This is a genomic window from Asticcacaulis sp. (genome assembly GCF_035497195.1).
Taxonomy (GTDB): domain Bacteria; phylum Pseudomonadota; class Alphaproteobacteria; order Caulobacterales; family Caulobacteraceae; genus Asticcacaulis.
This window is the reverse complement of record NZ_DATJDZ010000002.1, coordinates 97410-115651: the sequence shown is the minus strand read 5'-3', so window position 1 is coordinate 115651 and position 18242 is coordinate 97410. Positions and strand designations below refer to the sequence as shown.

The following is an 18242-nucleotide window of genomic DNA, read 5'->3' as shown; positions in this document are numbered from 1 at the left end:
AAAAGCCCCGCCCTAAAGGCGAGGTTTTTCTGTTGGGCGGACAGGACTTGGGGCCACAGGCCCCAAACCCCATAAGCTTAGTTGACCTTGATCGGCATCTGTGTGCGAATGTGCAGTTCTTTCAACTGCTTGTCGAGTACGTCCGAAGGCGCGCTCATCATCACATCCTGGCCCTGCTGATTCAGCGGGAAGGCGATGACTTCGCGGATGGCCTGCTGTCCGGCCAGCAGCATGACGATGCGGTCGATACCCGGCGCCAGACCACCGTGCGGGGGGGCGCCGTACTTGAAGGCGTTCAACATGCCGCCGAACTGCGACTCGACAAACGCCTCGTCATAACCGGCGATCTCGAAGGCCTTCAGCATGATGTCCTGCTTGTGGTTCCGGATGGCGCCGGAACACAGTTCATAACCGTTACAGACGATATCGTACTGATAGGCCAAAATATCGAGCGGGTCTTTCGTTTGTAAAGCTTCCATCTCGCCCTGCGGCATCGAGAACGGATTGTGCGAGAAATCGACCTTCTTTTCGTCCTCGTTATACTCGAACATCGGGAAATCGACGATCCAGCAGAACTTGAACTGATCTTCATCGACCAGATTGAGATCCGTGCCGACCTTGGTGCGCGCCGAACCGGCGAACTTGTAGAACACCTTGGGATCGCCGGCCACAAAGAAGGCGGCATCGCCCTGGCCGAGGCCGAGTTGCCCCATCAGCGCAGCGGTGCCGTCCTGGCCCAAATTCTTGGCGATCGGGCCGCCCCAGCCGCCCTGATCCTCCGACCAGAAGATATAGCCGAGGCCCGGCTGACCTTCGCCCTGCGCCCAGGAATTCATACGGTCGCAGAAGGCGCGCGAACCGCCTTTCGGTGCCGGAATGCCCCACACGGCATTGGCGGAATTTTCGAGGATGCGGGCAAACAGGCCGAAGCCGCCGCCACGGAATTGCTCGGAAACATCCTGCATTTCGATCGGGTTGCGCAGGTCCGGCTTGTCCGAGCCATACTTGGCGATCGATTCCCGATAGGGAATGCGCACGAACGGATAGGCCGAGACGCGCTTGCCATCGCCGAATTCGGTGAAGAGGCCATGCATCAGCGGTTCGATGGAAGCGAACACGTCTTCCTGCGTCACGAAGCTCATTTCGACGTCGAGCTGGTAAAATTCCAGCGAACGGTCGGCGCGCAGGTCTTCGTCACGGAAGCACGGCGCGATCTGGAAATAGCGATCGAAACCGGAAACCATCAGCAGTTGCTTGAACTGCTGCGGCGCCTGCGGCAGGGCGTAGAACTTGCCGGCATGGAGGCGCGACGGCACCAGGAAATCGCGCGCGCCTTCTGGCGATGAGGCCGTCAGGATCGGGGTTTGATACTCAAGAAAGCCCTGATCGACCATACGCTGGCGAATGGAATGGATAACGCGCGAACGCAGCACGATATTCTTGTGCAGAGTTTCGCGGCGCAGGTCGAGGAAGCGGTTCTTCAGGCGGATTTCTTCGGGATATTCCGGCTCGCCGAAGACCGGCAGCGGCAGTTCGGCGGCTTCCGACAGCACTTCAACGTCACCAACATAAACTTCGATCTCGCCAGTCGGCAGGTTCGGATTGATCGTTGCGCCGTCACGCGCCACCACCTTGCCATCGATACGGATCACGCTCTCGGCGCGCAGGCGTTCGACCTTGGCGAAACCGGGCGATGATGGATCGAAAACCAGTTGGGTCAGGCCGTAATGGTCACGCAGATCGATGAACAGCAGGCCGCCGTGGTCACGCTTGCGGTGAATCCAGCCGGACAGGCGGGTTTGCGAACCGGCGTCGGAAGCGCGCAGGGCGCCACAGGTATGAGAACGATAAATGTGCATGTGAAAGCCGATGGAGTAAGGAAATTTGTTGCGCCGTAGGGCACATGATGTGCCGGTAAAGTCAAGCTTTTTGCCACATTTTATGTGGCGCGCCTGACTGATTTTACTCACAATTCGTCTGTGGCCGTCCCCCGAATATCTCAGGTCCGGTCATTGTCATTAAGCGGTCGGGCTTCTACATTAAGGATATGTCACTGCAACTGCCCCTCGACCTGGAATCCGGCGATCGCTACAGCCGCGACCGCTTCATCGCCACCACGGAACTGGCGGCGATAGTCGGTGTGCTGCTGCATCCAGATCAATGGCTGAGTCCGCACCTGATCCTGCTCGGTCCACCTGGCAGCGGCAAAACGCATCTCGGCCATATCTTCGCCGCCCAAACGCACGGCCGTTTCCTCACCGCAGAAGAGACGCACAGCCTCGATTTCGCCGCCCTGGCGCCTGTCTCCTACGTGATTGATGACGCCGACAGGGCCTCTGAGGATGCCTTGTTTCACCTCTTCAATCACATTCAGAAAACCGGACAACAGCTTGTTCTTCTGACAGAAAACCAGCCCATCACCTGGAACGTCAAACTGCCCGATCTGGCGTCACGTCTGAACGCCATGCGGATCATCCCCCTGCCCGAACCGGACGAAGACCTGCTGATCGCCATCCTCAACAAGCTGTTCGCCCAGCGGGCGATTTCGCCGTCACCCGATTTTATCGACTATATTGTGCGCCGGATGGACCGCTCGGTCAGCGCCGCACAAAAAATTGTCACAGAACTGGAGCATTACGCCAATGGACGTGCGTTCAATCGCGCCCTGGCTAAATCCTGGTTCGATCATGAAACGGATTTATTCGAGGGGGCGCCGTAACGGAAATTCGAGAGTTTTTAAGGGTTTCGCGTTAGAATTTCCGCCAACAAACCGATTCTATTGAATGAAGCGACTGAAATGATTGATTCGAACATGGCCATCGAGACGACACCCAGCCCATCGGTGGCGGATACAGGCCATACGATGCCCGACACCGGCCCGGCGCCCTTTGATTTCAGCAATGACGAACCGCTTGATCCGTCGCTGTATATCAACCGCGAACTGAGCTGGCTGGCCTTTAATCAACGCGTGATCGAAGAAGCCAAGAACCCGCGTCATCCGCTGCTGGAACGCCTGCGCTTTTTGTCGATCTCGGCCAATAACCTCGATGAATTCTACATGGTGCGCGTTGCAGGCCTGCAAGGTCAGGTCCGCGAATCCGTGCGTGTGCTTTCGGTTGATGGTCATACGCCGCATGAACAGCTCGAAATGGTGAACAGCGCCGCCGGTGAGTTAATGAGCAAGCAGCAGGCGATCTGGTCGCAAATTCGCAATCAGTTGCATGAGAACGGCCTCAACCTGCTGTCGCCCAAGGATGTCAACAAGACCGACATGGCCTGGCTGGAGAAGGTTTACGAGAACCAGCTCTTCCCGGTCCTGACCCCGCTAGCCATCGATCCGGCCCATCCCTTCCCGTTCATTCCCAATCTTGGTTTCTCGATTGTTCTCAAGCTGTTGCGCCGTAAGGACAACAAGACCATGTATGCCCTCGTGCCGATCCCCACCGGCGTGAAGCGCTTCTGGGAAGTCGAATCCGCGGTGCGCAAGCCTGGTGACCGCGATGCCGGACCCGTCCGCCGCAAATTCATTTCGCTGGAAAACTTCGTTTCGTTGTTTTTGCACCAGCTTTTTCCCGGCTTCGATATTGTTTCGCGCGGTCTGTTCCGCATCCTGCGTGACTCCGATATCGAAATGGAGGAAGAAGCCGAAGACCTGGTGCGTGAGTTCGAGGCGCTCCTCAAGCAGCGCCGCCTGGGGTCTGTCGTCCGTGTCGAAATCGATTCGACCATGCCGGATGACCTGCGCAGCTTTATCGTCGGCCATCTCCATGCCGCACCGGAAGATGTCGTCAATATCACCGGCATACTCGGCATGGCCGAGGTATCGCAACTGATCCCGCGTGACCGTAACGACCTGAAATTCAAGCCGTTCGAGCCGCGTTTCCCAGAGCGTATCCGTGACAATGGCGGCGATGTTTTTGGCGCCATCCGCGAAAAAGATATCCTTGTTCACCATCCGTTTGAAAGCTTTGACGCCGTGGTGCAGTTCTTGCGGCAGTCGGCGCGTGATCCCAATGTCATCGCCATCAAGCAGACGCTTTATCGCACCTCGAAGGACAGCCCCATCGTCGCCGCGCTGATCGAGGCCGCCGAACAGGGCAAGAACGTCACGGCCCTGGTGGAAATCAAAGCGCGCTTTGACGAAGAAGCCAATCTGCGCTGGGCGCGCGCCATGGAACGCGCCGGCGTCCATGTCGTTTACGGCTTCGTGGAGTACAAGACCCACGCCAAGCTTTCGGTGGTGGTCCGGCGCGAAGGCGAAGCCCTGCGCACCTACTGCCATTTCGGCACCGGCAATTATCATCCGATCACAGCCAAGATATACACCGATCTCAGCCTGTTCACCGCCAATCCGGAACTGTGCCGCGACGCCATGCGCGTCTTCAATTTCATCACCGGCTATGCCCGGCCTGAGATGATGGAGAAGCTGTATTTCTCGCCCGTCACCTTAAAACCTGGCCTTATCCATCTGATCGATCAGGAAATTCTGAATGCCAAGGCAGGTAAACCGGCGCAGATATGGGCGAAGCTCAACGCCCTGGTCGACGCGACGGTGATCAAGAAGCTTTATCAGGCCAGCCAGGCTGGTGTGCAGATTGATCTGGTTATTCGCGGCATCTGCTGCCTGCGGCCGGGTGTGGCCGGCGTTTCGGAAAATATCCGTGTCAAATCGATTGTCGGGCGCTTCCTCGAACACTCGCGCATTGTCTGCTTCGCCAATGGCCACGCCCTGCCCTCCGACCAGGCACGCGTCTTCATGTCGTCCGCCGACTGGATGAGCCGCAATCTCGACCGCCGTGTCGAAACCCTGATCCCGATTGAAAACCCGACGGTCCATCGTCAGGTGCTCGACCAGATCATGGTCGCCAACCTGAATGATGAGGCCCAGACCTGGTATCTGAAATCGGACGGCGCCTATAATCGCCTCGATGTCAGTCATCTCGACAGACCTTTCTCGGCCCATGATTATTTCATGACCAACCCGTCCCTTTCCGGCCGTGGACGTGGCGTGAAAGACCTGCCGCAAGCCTTTGATCACGTCGGTGCGCGCAAATAATCGCTCACGATGAAGTCAACCGCTAACCCGTTTAAGGGGCTGTTCAAAGTTCCTCAAACGGGTTAGCGAAGTTTTGTATCGGGCGCGCAATGCGGGAAACCAATACCTTGAATTACAATACCGCTGTCATCGATATCGGCTCGAATTCCGTTCGTCTGGTTATATACCGCATTGAAGGCCGTTCAATCTGGCCGGTTTTCAATGAAAAGGTGCTGGCGGGGCTTGGGCGCGAACTCAAAACCACGGGCAGCCTGCACAAGGGCGGGATGCGCGAAAGCCTGATCGCCCTGCGCCGGTTCAAGGCCATCCTCGAATCCTACGATCTGAAGGACATCCATGCCGTCGCCACGGCCGCTATCCGCGACGCCGTTGACGGCCCGGATTTTGTCGCCACTATTCTCGATACCACCGGTTTCCGTGTCCGGGTGCTCAGCGGCGCCGAAGAGGCCCATTATTCCGCCCTGGGCGTCAAATGCGGCCATCTGGAAGCCGAAGGCGTGGTCGGCGATCTCGGCGGCTCCAGCCTGGAACTGGTCAATCTCAATGGCAGCAATGAACAAGCTCTGCGCGGCATCACCCTGCCGCTCGGTCCGTTCGCTCTCGGCGCGCCAAAACCGTTCGATCTGCAAGCCACCTACAGGGTCATCTGTGATCGCCTGGAGCCGTTGCAGGGCCGCTTTTCCAACACGCAGTTCCATGCGGTCGGCGGCGCCTGGCGCAATCTGGCGCTGATCTGGATGCAAAAACAGAACTACCCCCTGCAAGTCATCCAGCAATTCGAACTGCCGGCGCGCGAAGCCCTGACGATCGCCCGGCTGATCGCCAGCCAATCGCCTTCCTCACTGGAAAAACTGCCGGGTGTCTCGAAGCGCCGGCTGGAAAATATCGGTTACGCCGCCCTCGTTATGCAGGGGCTGATCGAGGTTCTGCACTTTGAGACCCTGTGCTTCTCCGCCTTCGGCCTGCGTGAAGGCCTGCTGTTTGAAGCGCTCGACGCCCCGCTGAAGACCGATGATCCCCTGATCGCCGGCTGCGCCTCCCTGGGCCATCGCCTCGGCATCAATGATGATCTTGGTCCGGCGCTGGCGCAATGGGCGCGAACGTTTTACGAAAGCGTCGATGAAGCGCTGTTAGATCGCCCCGCCTTGCGGCTGATCCGCGCCGCCGCCAAACTGTCCGATATCGGCGCCCGGCTTCATCCCGATCACCGCGCGGACCTGGCCTGTGATCAGGTGCTGCGCGCCCCTATTCCCGGCCAGAACCACCAGGAACGCGTCTTCCTCGCCTGCGCGATCTATACGCGGTACAGCGGCGACGCCTATGCCAAGGAACCGGTGCTGATCAGCCGCATTTTGGGGGAAGACCTGTTGCGGCAAGCGACGCAACTGGGGCTTCTGCTACGTCTCGGTTGCGACCTGTCCGCCAAATCGGCCAAGCTTCTGAGCCATGCCCATATTCGCCAGCAAGACCTGCATCTGATCCTGAGCGCCAAATCCGGCTGGGAAGACCTGCTGCTCGGCGAACAAACCCGCCGCCGCGCCCGCGCCCTGGCTCAGGCGCTGAAGCTCAACCTGAATATCATTACCTTTTAGCGACCCGCCAGTAACGGCGACGGCCCGACAGCGGCTAATCGAGTTCGACTACCTCAACCTTGGCACCATTAAGCACCAGCGCCAGTTCGCCACGCTTGAGACGCAGGGCGTCATCACCGAAAACCTTCTTGCGCCAACCTTCCAGCGCCGGCACCTTGGCGTTGTCATCGAGCGCGATCTTTTCCAGATCGGCCACGGTGGCAATCAGCTTGGGCGCCACGCCTTCTTCTTCACAACGGATGCGCAGCAATACTTTCAGTAGTTCGACCACAGATGCCGGCACCTGGACCGGCGGCGCTGATTTTTCCATCTTTGGCGCGAAGGCGTCCGGGTTCTTGACGACATTGCGAATGACCTCCGCAAGGTCGAGGCCGAATTTCGATGCGCCGAACCCCTTGGAAGTCGAACGCAGGTGATCGAACATCGCCGGATCGGTTGGCATTTGCGTGGCGATCTCGTCGATACCCTCATCCTTGAGGATGCGACCACGCGGCATGTCGCGCTCCTGCGCCATGCGTTCCCGCCAGGCGGCGACCTGCGCGAAAATCGCCATATATTTCACTGAATGCTTGCGCGGCTTGAGCCGGCGCCAGGCCTCATCCGGTTGCGTCGAATAGAGCGCCGGCGAAGTCAGCGCCTTCATCTCTTCCGAAACCCAGTCGAGACGCCCCTGCTTGTCCAGGCGATCGCGCAGCTTGGGGAACAGCTTGGCCAGGTGGGTGACATCGCCCAGCGCATAATGCAGTTGCTGCTCACTCAGAGGCCGGCGCGCCCAGTCGGTGAAGCGCGATCCCTTGTCGATATCGATCTTCAGCTTCTGGCGGACCAGCGAATCATAAGCCACCTGATCGCCGTAACCGGCAGCCATCGCGGCGACCTGGGTATCGAAGACCGGCTTCGGCATACAACCGAGATTGACGAAGATTTCCATATCCTGACGGCAGGCGTGAAAGACCTTCAGCACCTTTTCATCAGCCAGAACATCAAGAAAAGGCTTTAAATCCAGATCCTTGGCTAGCGGGTCGATAATCGCCGCGTGCTCTTCGCTGGCCGCTTGGATCAGGCACAGCTTCGGCCAGTAGGTCGTCTCACGCATGAATTCGGTATCGACCGTGATGAACGGGGCGGATTTTATCGCTTCGCAGAACGCGATCAGGTCATTGGTATTTGTAATTGGTGTCATTTTGTAGTTATAGCAAACCCGAATGGCCCCGATACAGGGCAAAGTGATCACAGGAATTTATTTATGTCCGAACCCGGCTCAAAATCTGGCTTAACCTATGCGGCGTCCGGAGTCGATATCGACGCAGGCGAAGCTTTGGTGGACGCCATCAAGCCGCTTGCCAAGTCCACCCGCCGTCCCGGTGCGGAAGCCTCGCTTGGCGGTTTCGGCGCACTGTTTGACTTGCGCGCCGCCGGTTACGACGATCCGTTGATCGTCACCACGACCGATGGCGTCGGCACCAAGCTCAAGATCGCCATCGAGACCCACCGCCACGATACGGTCGGTATCGATCTCGTCGCCATGTGCGTCAACGATCTGCTGGCCCAGGGCGCCGAGCCGCTGATGTTCCTTGATTATTACGCCACGTCCAAACTCGATGTTGATACGGCGAAGCGCGTCGTCGCCGGCATCGCCGAAGGCTGCAAGCGCGCCGGCTGTGCGCTGGTCGGTGGCGAAACCGCCGAAATGCCCGGCATGTACGGCAATGACGACTACGACCTGGCCGGGTTCTCGGTCGGCGCCGTCGACCGCAACAAGGTCCTGCCGCGCATGGACGACATGCGTGAAGGCGACGTCATCATCGGCCTCGCCTCCTCAGGTCCGCACTCCAACGGCTATTCGCTGATCCGCAAGGTAATTGAGGTCTCCGGCCTGTCATGGGCGTCGGATGCGCCGTTCGCCAAGGGTATGTCGCTGGCCCAGGCCCTGCTGGAGCCGACCCGCATCTATATCAAGACGGTCCTGCCGCTGATGAAATCCGGCCTGATCAAGGGCGGCGCTCACATCACCGGCGGCGGCCTGATCGAGAACCCCGACCGCGCCGTGCCCGCTCACCTGACCGCTACTTTCGATTTTGATGGCTGGGAATTCCCGCCGGTCTTCAAATGGCTGATGGAAACCGGCAATATCGACAAGCATGAAATGCTGCGCACCTTCAACTGTGGCGTCGGCTTTGTGCTCTATGTCGCGCCGAAGGATGCCGATGCGGTCCTGGCCGCCCTGCTTAATGCCGGCGAAGATGCCTTTATCTGCGGTCAGTTGGCAGTAAAATAACTTTGAACTCCCCCTGATAACAGGGGGAGGTGGCGCTTCAGCGCCGGAGGGGGTTATGAACCGCGGTACTGTTCGGCATTTAACCCCACCCGCCCTTCGGGCACCCTCCCCTGAAATCAGGGGAGGTTCTGAAACTGGAAGACAGAGTTCAGAACCATGAAGAAAACAAAAGCGGCCATTTTCATTTCCGGTCGCGGCTCCAATATGATGGCGCTGGTCGAGGCGTCGAAAGCGCCGGATTTTCCGGCGGAATTTGTGCTGGTCGTCGCTAATGATCCGAATGCCAGCGGACTGGAATGGGCCGCGGCGCATGGTCTGAAAACCTTCGCGCTCGATCACAAACCGTTTGGCAAGGATCGTGAGGCCCATGAGCGTCTGATCGATGCCGAACTGCGTGGCAACGGCGTAGAGTTTATCTGCCTCGCCGGCTATTTGCGCGTGCTGACGCCCTGGCTGGTCCAGCAATGGGAGGGCAAGATGATCAATATCCATCCCGCCCTCCTCCCTGACTTCAAGGGACTACATACCCACGAGCGCGCCATCGAAGCCGGTGTGCTTGAACACGGCGCGACCGTGCACTGGGTATCGAGCGGGGTCGATGAAGGCGAGATTATCGCTCAGGCGCGTGTACCTGTGCTGGAAGGCGACACGGCCGATATGCTGGCCACGCGCGTCCTGGCTGAGGAACACCGGCTCTATGCTCAGGCTGTCAGGAAAATTCTTACAAAAATGTAATCCAGGCGGTTACACGGTTACGGCCGCAACCATGCTATAGCCATATCCGGTTTTTGCATCCCTGGGTTTTTGATGATCCGCACCGCCACCTTTGCTTTTCTTGCTGCGTTCGCCCTGATATTTGGCGCCATGACCTCTGGTCGCGCCACCGCTGAAGAAGGCCTGTGGACGTTCGATAACTTCCCTCTGGCCAGGGTCAATACCGCCTATGGCACCAAGCTCGATGCAAAATGGCTTGACCACCTTCAGGGCGCAAGCATCAGGCTAAGCTCCGGCTGTTCGGGTTCCCTTGTCTCCGGCGAAGGCCTTATCTTCACCAATCACCATTGCGTCATGGATTGCGCCCAGGATCTTTCCAACCCCGGACAGGATTACGTTGCTGACGGCTATATGGAAGCGCGCGAAGACGAGCGCACCTGTCCCGGCCTGATAGCGGAAACCCTGATATCAACGCAGGACTACACAGGGCAGGTCAATACCGCCACCGCCGGTCTGAACGGGGACGCCTTCGTGCGCGCTCAGAATGCCGTCTTCACCGAAATTGAAAAAGCAGCCTGCGGTGATGATCAGAAGCGGCACTGCGAAATGGTTTCGCTGTATCAGGGGGGGCAATACAGGCTCTACACGTATCATAAGTATTCCGATGTACGCCTTGTTTTCGCGCCGGAATTTCAGGCGGCCTTCTTCGGCGGCGATCCGGATAATTTCAACTTTCCGCGCTATGCGCTCGATATCGGCTTCCTGCGTATCTATGAAAATGACGCGCCGGTTAAAACACCCGACCATCTGATCTGGAATACCGAAACGCCGCGCGAAGGCGATCCGGTCTTCGTCGCGGGCAATCCCGGTACGACCAAACGCCTCATGACGGCATCGCAGTTGGAAACCCTGCGCGACGTGGTTTATCCACCTGTGCAGATGATGAAATCTGAATTGCGCGGCCGCCTGATCACCTTTTCAGAACAGGACGAAGAAAACCATCGCATCAGTCAGGATGCGATCTTCGGTGTCGAAAATGGCTTCAAGGCCATGAGTGGCGAATGGCTGACGCTGCAAAATCCGGCGATGATCGCCGCCAAACGTCGGGAAGAAGCCTATCTACAATCAACCCTGACCGGACCATTCGCTTTGGAAATCGGCGATCCCTGGACCGCTATCGCTGAGGCGCAAAAGGCCTATGCCGCGCTCTTCCTGCCCTATAACTTTCTGGAAAACACCCCCTATAGCTCGACCCTGCTCACCTATGCCCGCGAACTGGTGCGCGGCGCGGCAGAACGGCAAAAGCCCTCCGCCGAACGCCTGCCTGAATATGCCGACTCCCGCCTGCCGGCGATCGAACGCGGCCTGTTCGCCAACGCGCAGATTCAGAAACCGCTTGAACAACTCTATCTCGAATTTCGTCTGTCGAAAGCGCGGGAATATCTCGGCACGGACGCGCCACAGACCCAACTCCTGCTTGGCAAATCCTCGCCCGAAGAACTGGCGTCATTCCTGGTTGAAAATACCGGACTGGACGATGTCGATACCCGCAAAACGTTATGGGCGGGTGGTATGGCGGCCATCAAGGCGTCGACCGATCCAATGATCCAGTATGCCCTGCGCATCGATCCGGCTTCACGTGATATTCGCCAACAGTATGAGAACCGCGTCACCGGCCCGACACGCATCGCCGCCGAGAAGATCGCCCGCGTGCGTTTCAAAGCCTACGGTACGGATACCTATCCCGACGCCACCTTCTCACCCCGCCTGTCCTATGGCCGTATTCAGGGCTGGACCTGGCGCGGCACGACAGTTGCACCTTTCACCCATATGAAGGGCATCTATGATCGCGCCACCGGTAAAACGCCTTATCAACTGCCGCAGTCCTTTGTCGATGCGCGCGGCAAATTCGACGGTGATACGGTGTTCGATTTCGTCACCACCAACGATATCGTCGGCGGCAATTCCGGCTCACCGGCGGTCAACGCCAGGGGCGAAATCATCGGCGCGGTGTTCGACGGCAATATTCACAGCCTCGGCGGCACGTATTTTTATGATGGCGCGCTCAATCGTGCGGTCGTGGTTTCTACAGAAGCTGTCAGCATGGCGCTGGAGAAGATTTACGATAATCAGGCGCTGTTGACGGAATTGCGGCAAAACTAATAGGGTTTAGGGTCCGTGACCCCAAGTCTTTATCTATTAAAAAAGCCCCGCCTTAGAGGCAGGGCTTTTTTAATAGAACAAGGTTTGTGGGGGCTCAGCCCCACGCCCCACAAGTTTAACCGACGATCTGGTCATCCGAGAAGAACTGGGCGATTTCAATCGCGGCATTCTCGTCCGAGTCCGAACCGTGGACGGAGTTTTCACCGATCGACAGGGCAAACAGCTTGCGCAGGGTGCCTTCAGCGGCCTGTTCCGGGTTGGTGGCGCCCATGACTTCGCGGTATTTCGGCACGGCGTTGTCGGCTTCCAGAACCTGGACAACGACCGGTTCGGCGGTCATCTGGCCAACCAGTTCACCAAAGAAAGGACGTTCCTTGTGGACGCCGTAGAACTGCTCGGCTTGCGCCTGGGTCAGCTTCACGCGACGCTGGGCGACGATGCGCAGACCGGCGGCTTCGATGACGGCGTTGATCGCGCCGGTCAGGTTGCGGCGGGTGGCGTCGGGCTTGATGATCGAGAAAGTACGGGACATGAAGGAAGTTCCAATTTTGTTTGGCTTTAAGGTTGGGCTGGCTTATAGCGACACGCGAAGCATTCGCCAACCCGTAAATTCTAAAGTTTTTAAGTCACATGTTGCAGATTACCAACCTGGTGTACGACGCCTATGGCCGCCGCTTTTTTGACGGCGCCACCCTAAGCCTGACGCCGGGCACCAAGGCCGGTCTTGTCGGGCTGAATGGCGTCGGCAAATCGACCCTGTTCAAGTTGATCCTGGGGCACGCCCAACCGGGCGGCGGTGAAATCACCACGCCGAAAGCCTGGCGCATCGCCTCGGTCGATCAGGAAATCGCCGCCTCGCCCAAACATCTGATAGATGAAGTGCTCGATCTCGACGTCCGCCGCCGCGACCTGCTGCGCGCGCTGGAAACCGCCGACCCCATGCACCAGGCAGAAATCCACCACGACCTTTACGCCATCGGCGCCGATCGCGCCCCGGCCAAGGCGGCCGAAATCCTCAGCGGCCTCGGTTTTTCCAATGCCGACCTGACGCGCCCGATCTCGGATTTTTCCGGCGGCTGGCGGATGCGCGCGGCGCTGGCCGGCGCCTTGCTCGCCGAACCCGATCTGCTACTGCTCGATGAACCGACCAACTATCTCGATCTTGAAGGCGCCTTGTGGCTGGAAGCGCGCCTGAAGCGTTACCCCAACGCCGCCCTGATGATCTCACACGACCGCGACCTGCTCAATGAATCGGTTGACGCCATTATCCATGTGGCCGGGCAAAAGCTTGACTACTACACTGGTGGCTACGACAATTTTGAACGGATGCGCGCCGAAAAAGCCCGCCTGAACGCCGCCAACGCCAACAAACAGGAAGCCGAACGCGCGCACCTGCAAGCCTTCGTCGACCGTTTCCGCGCTAAGGCTTCCAAGGCGGCGCAGGCGCAATCACGTATGAAGAAGCTGGAAAAGCTGCCGCCGATCTCCGCCACGATTGAAGACCGGGTGGCGCCTTTCGTACTGCCGTCGCCGGATAAACAACTGGCGCCGCCGATCGTCCGCCTCGATGATGCCAGTGTCGGTTATGGCGATACGGTCATCCTGCGTCACATGAACATTCGCCTCGATCCCGATGATCGGATTGGGGTTTTGGGCGTTAACGGCGCCGGTAAATCGACCTTCGCAAAAATGCTGGCCGGCGCGCTGACCGAGAGCCACGGCACACAATGGCGCGACCGCCGCATGACGGTCGGCTGGTTCCACCAGCACCAGATCGAGGCGATGGACCCGGAAGATACGCCGCTGGAAATGATCCGCCGCGCCCGCCCGGATGAAACCGAGGCCAAGCGTCGCTCGCGCCTGGGGTCTTTCGGCATGGGTGCGCAAAAGGTCGAAACCAAGGTCAAGGATCTCTCCGGCGGCGAACGCGCCCGTCTGCTGCTCAACATGGTGGCTATGGAGAAGCCGCACCTGCTGATCCTCGACGAACCGACCAACCACCTGGATATCGACAGCCGCCGCGCCCTGCTCGACGCGCTGAATGATTATGAAGGCGCTGTGTTGATGATCACCCACGATCGTTCGCTGATCGAACTGGTGGCCGACAAGCTGTGGCTGGTCAATGACGGCACGGTGAAGACCTATACCGGCAGCATGGACGATTATGCCAAACTAGTGATCGAGCGCTCCAAGACGGCGACGCGCGAGGAAGCCGCCGCCGAGGCCAAGGATAAAGGGCCTAACGTCAATACCAAGGAGGCGCGCAAAGCCGCCGCCGCCGCGCGCAACGCCATCGCGCCGTTGAAGAAAAAGGCTGACGACCTGGAGCGTCAGATCGAGTCGACCAGCAATCAGATCAAGCTTCTGGACCTCAAGCTGGGCGATCCGGATATTTACGCAAAGGATCAGGCGCAGGCAATAAGTCTCGGCAAGGACAAAGCAAAGCTGGAAGAGAAGGTCGTCGCTTTGGAAGCCGAATGGATGACGGCGGCGGAGGTTTATGAAACCGCCAAGGCTCAGGCCGGCGTTTAATACTATCGAGTTTGGGGTTTGGGGTCTGCGCCCCTACGTCTTGCCTATCGCTGTTACCGCGGTATCGTAAAACTCACCTTCAAACCGCTCATGTCAGACGGTTCGAGCCAGATTTCACCGCCGTGCGCCAGAATGATCTTGCGCGCCAGGGTCAGCCCCATGCCGACACCAGGATAGACTTCATCCGTATGCAGCTTGCGTAATGGCCGGAAAACATCGTCGTAAAACAGCGGATCGATGCCGATGCCATTATCCGAAATACTGAACTCCCAGAAATCGGCGGTTTTGTCGCAACGGATGCGAATATCCGGCGCCACGTCAGGCTTGCGGAACTTGATCGCATTATCCAGCAGGGCGAAGAACACCGTGTGCATCTGCTGGGCATCCGCCATCACCTCCGGCATCCGCGGGTAGTTGAAGTGCCCCTTGGTCGCATCCAGTTGCGCCTGCAACTGCATGTAGCAACGCGCCACGACGATTTCGAGTTCGACCAGGGCGCGGCTGCGCGGCACCGTATTCAGGCGTGAAAACGCCAGCAATCCCTGAATCATTTCGCCCAGCTTCTGGCCGCTTTCGATGATCAGGTCGAGGTGTAGCTGATCCTCGGCCTTCTCGACAACGGGCAGGCTTTCTTTCAGGAGTTGGGAAAACGCCACCATCGACCGGACCGGGCCGGCGAGATCGTGCGAGACGATATAGGCGAAATCCTTGAATTCTTCGGCGGGATCGGCTGGGGCAGTCATGATGATGTGTCGGGGTTCCTGCATGGCACGTCCTCCTTATGCGTCTATGTTCTGGGAAGGCACGCAGGCCAGAAGGAAAAAAAACTGTTCGATCAATGCAATTGCTTCACGGAATTTAGCCAGATCGACGGGCTTGATGACATAGGCATTGGCGTGAAGCTGATAACTTTTCAGGATATTACTGCCAGCGCCGGAATTTGACATCACAATCACGGGAATGTGCCTGGAACGCAAATCGCTTTTGATGCGGCTCAAGACCTCCACGCCGCTCATCTTGGGCAGACCCAGGTCCAGCATGATCAGGTCGGGCAACCGCTTGCCACGATAATCCCCTTCCTGCGCCAGCATGGCCAGCGCCATCTCACCTGTGGAGGCGACCGTCAGATTGGCTTCGACATGCGCTTCTTTAAAAGCATGGGCGGCGAGCAGGGCGTCACCGCGATTATCGTCCACCAGCAGAATTTCCGCCGGCCTTCCGTCGCCTATGAGCTTTTTATCCATGCGTTCAAGACCCGATCGTTTGGGTGGGTATGGGCGATGGGCCGCCCCGGAATACCGTCGATTCGTCTCTTCACTTAACTCAAGGTAGCATCAAGACTGGCCGCTGACCAACTGAAATAGCATATAAAACAGCAAATCAGCGTTACCCGCATTTAACCGATTCAATAATGCCGGTCTCGCTGTTGAAGACAATCGTCTGGCGATCGGAACGGTATTCCTGCGTCACGATGCAGCTCGAACACACCACGCGGCGCTTGCCCGGATCGAGCGGAACGGGAATTTCGGTACGGGGCTTGCCAACAAGCCCCTGCAAGGCGCTGGCGCCGCATTGATCGTCGGCCATGGGCCGGTAAGCGGCCGGCGGTGGCGGCGCGGGCCGGCTGACAGGCGGATGATATACGGGTGCCTGTGGTGCCGGGCGCGGCGCGGGCGCCACAGGCGCTTCCGGTGCCGATGTGCAGGAAGCCAAAGTCAAGAAAAATAAGGCAAAAAGAGCACCACGTTCATGTAATTTCTTCATTGCATCTTCTCCCAACGGCCTTGTGTATTCTGTTTCCAGTAGGCGAGATCGGCGCCCTCGCCTTTTAATCGTTTCCATTGCTGGCGCGCCCAGCCGAGATGTTCATCATCCGCGCCCTCGAAAACAACGAGGCCCCTCTGTAAACCAGAGATATCCGGAAAATCCACCGGTGCGACCGAAACGTAAACCTCCGGACTGTTGACCATATCACCCGACGTGCCGAGCAGGACCGGCTGGCGTGACGCCAGTTCATCCCCTTCGCGGTCATGTGCCAGAAAAGACGCTGAATTATAGCTCCATAACTGGCTATTCAGAACGTCAATCTTGTCATCGTCATGGCCGTGAACATAGGCGCGCCAGCCTTTTTGCACGACCTTTTCCAGCAGATCGGGCAGGACCTGCGGCAAGGGCGTCTTTTCAAGGTGATAAAACCAGATATCCGGCATATGGAACGGGCCTATTGTTCGTAGAAACGCTCGACCAGTTGCGTCAGCGTGCGTACCCCAAAACCGGTGGCGCCTTCGGGCACGGTCGGGATACGTTGCTCATTGGTCCAGGCGACCGGCGCGATATCCATATGCGCCCACGGCACATTATTGACGAAGCGTTGCAGGAACAGCGCCGCAGTGATCGACCCCGCCGGACGGCCACCGATATTGCGGATGTCGGCGATTTTCGAATCGATCTGTTTTTCATATTGCGGCGGCAGTGGCATCCGCCAGGTGTTTTCGCCGGCGGCTTTCGACGCCTCACCTATTCTCTCAGCCAGTTCGTCGTTGTTACTGAAAACACCGGCATAATCCATGCCGAGCGCGATGATCATGGCGCCGGTAAGCGTCGCCAAATCGATCATGAACTGCGGTTTGAAGCGATCCTGACAATACCACAGGGCGTCGGCCAGAACGAGCCGGCCTTCGGCGTCAGTGTTGATCACCTCGATCGTGGTGCCGGACATCGCTTTCACCACATCTCCGGGGCGTTGCGCGTTGCCGTCCGGCATATTTTCGACCAGGCCGATGATGCCGACCGCATTGACCTTTGCCTGACGGCTGGCCAGGGCGATCATGGCGCCGACCACGGCGGCCGAACCGCCCATGTCCCATTTCATGTCTTCCATGCCCTCGGCCGGCTTGATCGAAATGCCGCCGGTATCGAAGGTTACGCCCTTGCCGACAAAAGCGACGGGCTGCGCTTTCCCCGCCCCCTGCCATTGCATGATCACCAGCTTCGGTTCCTTGCGGCTGCCGAGGCCCACGCCAAGCAGGGAGTGCATGCCGAGCTTTTCCATTTCCGCCACGCCGAGCACCTCGACCTTCAGCCCTGTCGATTCGAGCGCCTTGACGCGATCGGCATAGGACTGCGGATAGAGGACATTGGCCGGTTCCGACACCAGGTCGCGAGCGAACAGGATGCCGTCACGCAAAGCCGCCAACGGTGCGAATGCCGCTTCCGCTGCCTTGATATCGTCACAGACAATGGTGATGCTTTTCAGTGTCGGCGCTTTGTCCAGCTTGGCCTGGCCGAAATATTTATCGAAGCGGTAGGCGGCCAGATGAAAAGCGAGCAGCGCCCGCGCCACAAGGTCCGGCGTAAAGCCTGTCAGGTCGAAGCTAAGGCCTTCAAAGCCGGCGGCTTTCACCGCATGATAGAGGCTGGCGGCGATTGTTTCCATGCCGGCATTGTCGAGCTTGGCGAGATCGCCGCCGCCGGTCACCGCCAGCGCCACGGCGTCAGCACCGTTGGGGCGGCTGAGCAGTTGTGCCTTGCCACGCGCGCCCTTGAATCCTAAGGCCGAAAGCGTGGCCTTTACCTCTTCGATGGCCGCCGGCGCCAGTTTGGCGAAACCGGCGCTGACGCCCTCACCTTCGCCCAGTATGAGCGCCAGGCAGGTCTTGGCGGCAGGTGTGGTGGCGAGCGTAATGGCAGGTTGCGGCATGAAGTCCTCCGAAGCAGTGGCCGTCCTGAGACGGCGGCAGACTAAGCCCTATGCCCCTTTTTACCGGCCGACAGAAGTGTTTTTTGCAACTTTTTTGTTACCGTATTTACGGGTTACCCAAGGCTTGTTCGAGGTTTCTTTGCCGAACTGTACATAAGTGTTCAATTTTTTTGCATGGCACCATGCAACAGCTTGTAATTAACGCCG

Annotated in this window: 15 protein-coding genes; 7 read left to right on the top strand and 8 right to left on the bottom strand. The window is 58.5% G+C overall.

The window, feature by feature from the left end; all coding sequences use genetic code 11:
- Nucleotides 1-77 precede the first annotated feature (77 nt).
- Nucleotides 78-1859, bottom strand: a complete 1782-nt coding sequence (gene aspS, locus VL130_RS00495; RefSeq protein WP_325359953.1) for an aspartate--tRNA ligase — start codon at nucleotides 1857-1859, stop codon at nucleotides 78-80.
- Nucleotides 1860-2047: 188 nt separating this feature from the next.
- On the opposite strand from aspS, the gene VL130_RS00490 reads away from it, so the two are divergent.
- The 3 genes from VL130_RS00490 (at nucleotide 2048) to VL130_RS00480 (ending at nucleotide 6648) form a co-directional block, all read left to right on the top strand.
- On the top strand, nucleotides 2048-2719 hold the full coding sequence (locus VL130_RS00490) for a DnaA ATPase domain-containing protein (RefSeq protein ID WP_325359951.1): 672 nt from the start codon (nucleotides 2048-2050) through the stop codon (nucleotides 2717-2719).
- Between the two features lie 144 nt (nucleotides 2720-2863).
- The gene (locus tag VL130_RS00485; protein WP_414636184.1) at nucleotides 2864-5056 is read left to right on the top strand and encodes an RNA degradosome polyphosphate kinase; all 2193 of its coding nucleotides are present in this window, start codon (nucleotides 2864-2866) and stop codon (nucleotides 5054-5056) included.
- An 89-nt stretch (nucleotides 5057-5145) separates the two neighbouring features.
- Complete coding sequence (locus VL130_RS00480) at nucleotides 5146-6648, top strand: Ppx/GppA phosphatase family protein (RefSeq protein WP_325359947.1); 1503 nt, start codon at nucleotides 5146-5148, stop codon at nucleotides 6646-6648.
- A gap of 34 nt (nucleotides 6649-6682) precedes the next feature.
- Here VL130_RS00480 and rnd read toward each other — a convergent pair whose 3' ends face one another.
- Nucleotides 6683-7831 (bottom strand): ribonuclease D, encoded by a 1149-nt coding sequence (gene rnd, locus VL130_RS00475; RefSeq protein WP_325359945.1) that lies wholly within the window; start codon nucleotides 7829-7831, stop codon nucleotides 6683-6685.
- A 63-nt stretch (nucleotides 7832-7894) separates the two neighbouring features.
- Between rnd and purM the strand changes: the two genes are divergently transcribed.
- The 3 genes from purM to VL130_RS00460 all read left to right on the top strand — a co-directional run bounded on the left by purM (nucleotide 7895) and on the right by VL130_RS00460 (nucleotide 11803).
- Complete coding sequence (gene purM, locus VL130_RS00470) at nucleotides 7895-8926, top strand: phosphoribosylformylglycinamidine cyclo-ligase (RefSeq protein WP_325359943.1); 1032 nt, start codon at nucleotides 7895-7897, stop codon at nucleotides 8924-8926.
- 156 nt (nucleotides 8927-9082) lie between these two features.
- Nucleotides 9083-9661 (top strand): phosphoribosylglycinamide formyltransferase, encoded by a 579-nt coding sequence (gene purN / locus VL130_RS00465; protein ID WP_325359941.1) that lies wholly within the window; start codon nucleotides 9083-9085, stop codon nucleotides 9659-9661.
- 72 nt (nucleotides 9662-9733) lie between these two features.
- On the top strand, nucleotides 9734-11803 hold the full coding sequence (locus tag VL130_RS00460) for a S46 family peptidase (protein ID WP_325359938.1): 2070 nt from the start codon (nucleotides 9734-9736) through the stop codon (nucleotides 11801-11803).
- Between the two features lie 115 nt (nucleotides 11804-11918).
- On the opposite strand, the gene ndk is transcribed toward VL130_RS00460, so the two are convergent.
- The gene (gene ndk / locus VL130_RS00455; RefSeq protein ID WP_325359936.1) at nucleotides 11919-12335 is read right to left on the bottom strand and encodes a nucleoside-diphosphate kinase; all 417 of its coding nucleotides are present in this window, start codon (nucleotides 12333-12335) and stop codon (nucleotides 11919-11921) included.
- A gap of 98 nt (nucleotides 12336-12433) precedes the next feature.
- Between ndk and VL130_RS00450 the strand changes: the two genes are divergently transcribed.
- Complete coding sequence (locus VL130_RS00450) at nucleotides 12434-14335, top strand: ABC-F family ATP-binding cassette domain-containing protein (RefSeq protein WP_325359932.1); 1902 nt, start codon at nucleotides 12434-12436, stop codon at nucleotides 14333-14335.
- Nucleotides 14336-14388: 53 nt separating this feature from the next.
- Here VL130_RS00450 and VL130_RS00445 read toward each other — a convergent pair whose 3' ends face one another.
- The 5 genes from VL130_RS00445 to VL130_RS00425 all read right to left on the bottom strand — a co-directional run bounded on the left by VL130_RS00445 (nucleotide 14389) and on the right by VL130_RS00425 (nucleotide 18035).
- Entirely contained in the window at nucleotides 14389-15102 is a 714-nt protein-coding gene (locus VL130_RS00445) for a sensor histidine kinase (protein ID WP_325359930.1), read from the bottom strand.
- A gap of 12 nt (nucleotides 15103-15114) precedes the next feature.
- Nucleotides 15115-15579 (bottom strand): response regulator, encoded by a 465-nt coding sequence (locus tag VL130_RS00440; protein ID WP_325359925.1) that lies wholly within the window; start codon nucleotides 15577-15579, stop codon nucleotides 15115-15117.
- A gap of 142 nt (nucleotides 15580-15721) precedes the next feature.
- Nucleotides 15722-15922 (bottom strand): hypothetical protein, encoded by a 201-nt coding sequence (locus tag VL130_RS00435; RefSeq protein WP_325359923.1) that lies wholly within the window; start codon nucleotides 15920-15922, stop codon nucleotides 15722-15724.
- A gap of 173 nt (nucleotides 15923-16095) precedes the next feature.
- Nucleotides 16096-16545, bottom strand: coding sequence for a DNA polymerase III subunit chi (locus VL130_RS00430; RefSeq protein ID WP_325359921.1), 450 nt, complete (start codon nucleotides 16543-16545; stop codon nucleotides 16096-16098).
- A gap of 11 nt (nucleotides 16546-16556) precedes the next feature.
- Complete coding sequence (locus VL130_RS00425) at nucleotides 16557-18035, bottom strand: leucyl aminopeptidase (protein ID WP_325359919.1); 1479 nt, start codon at nucleotides 18033-18035, stop codon at nucleotides 16557-16559.
- Nucleotides 18036-18242 lie beyond the last annotated feature (207 nt).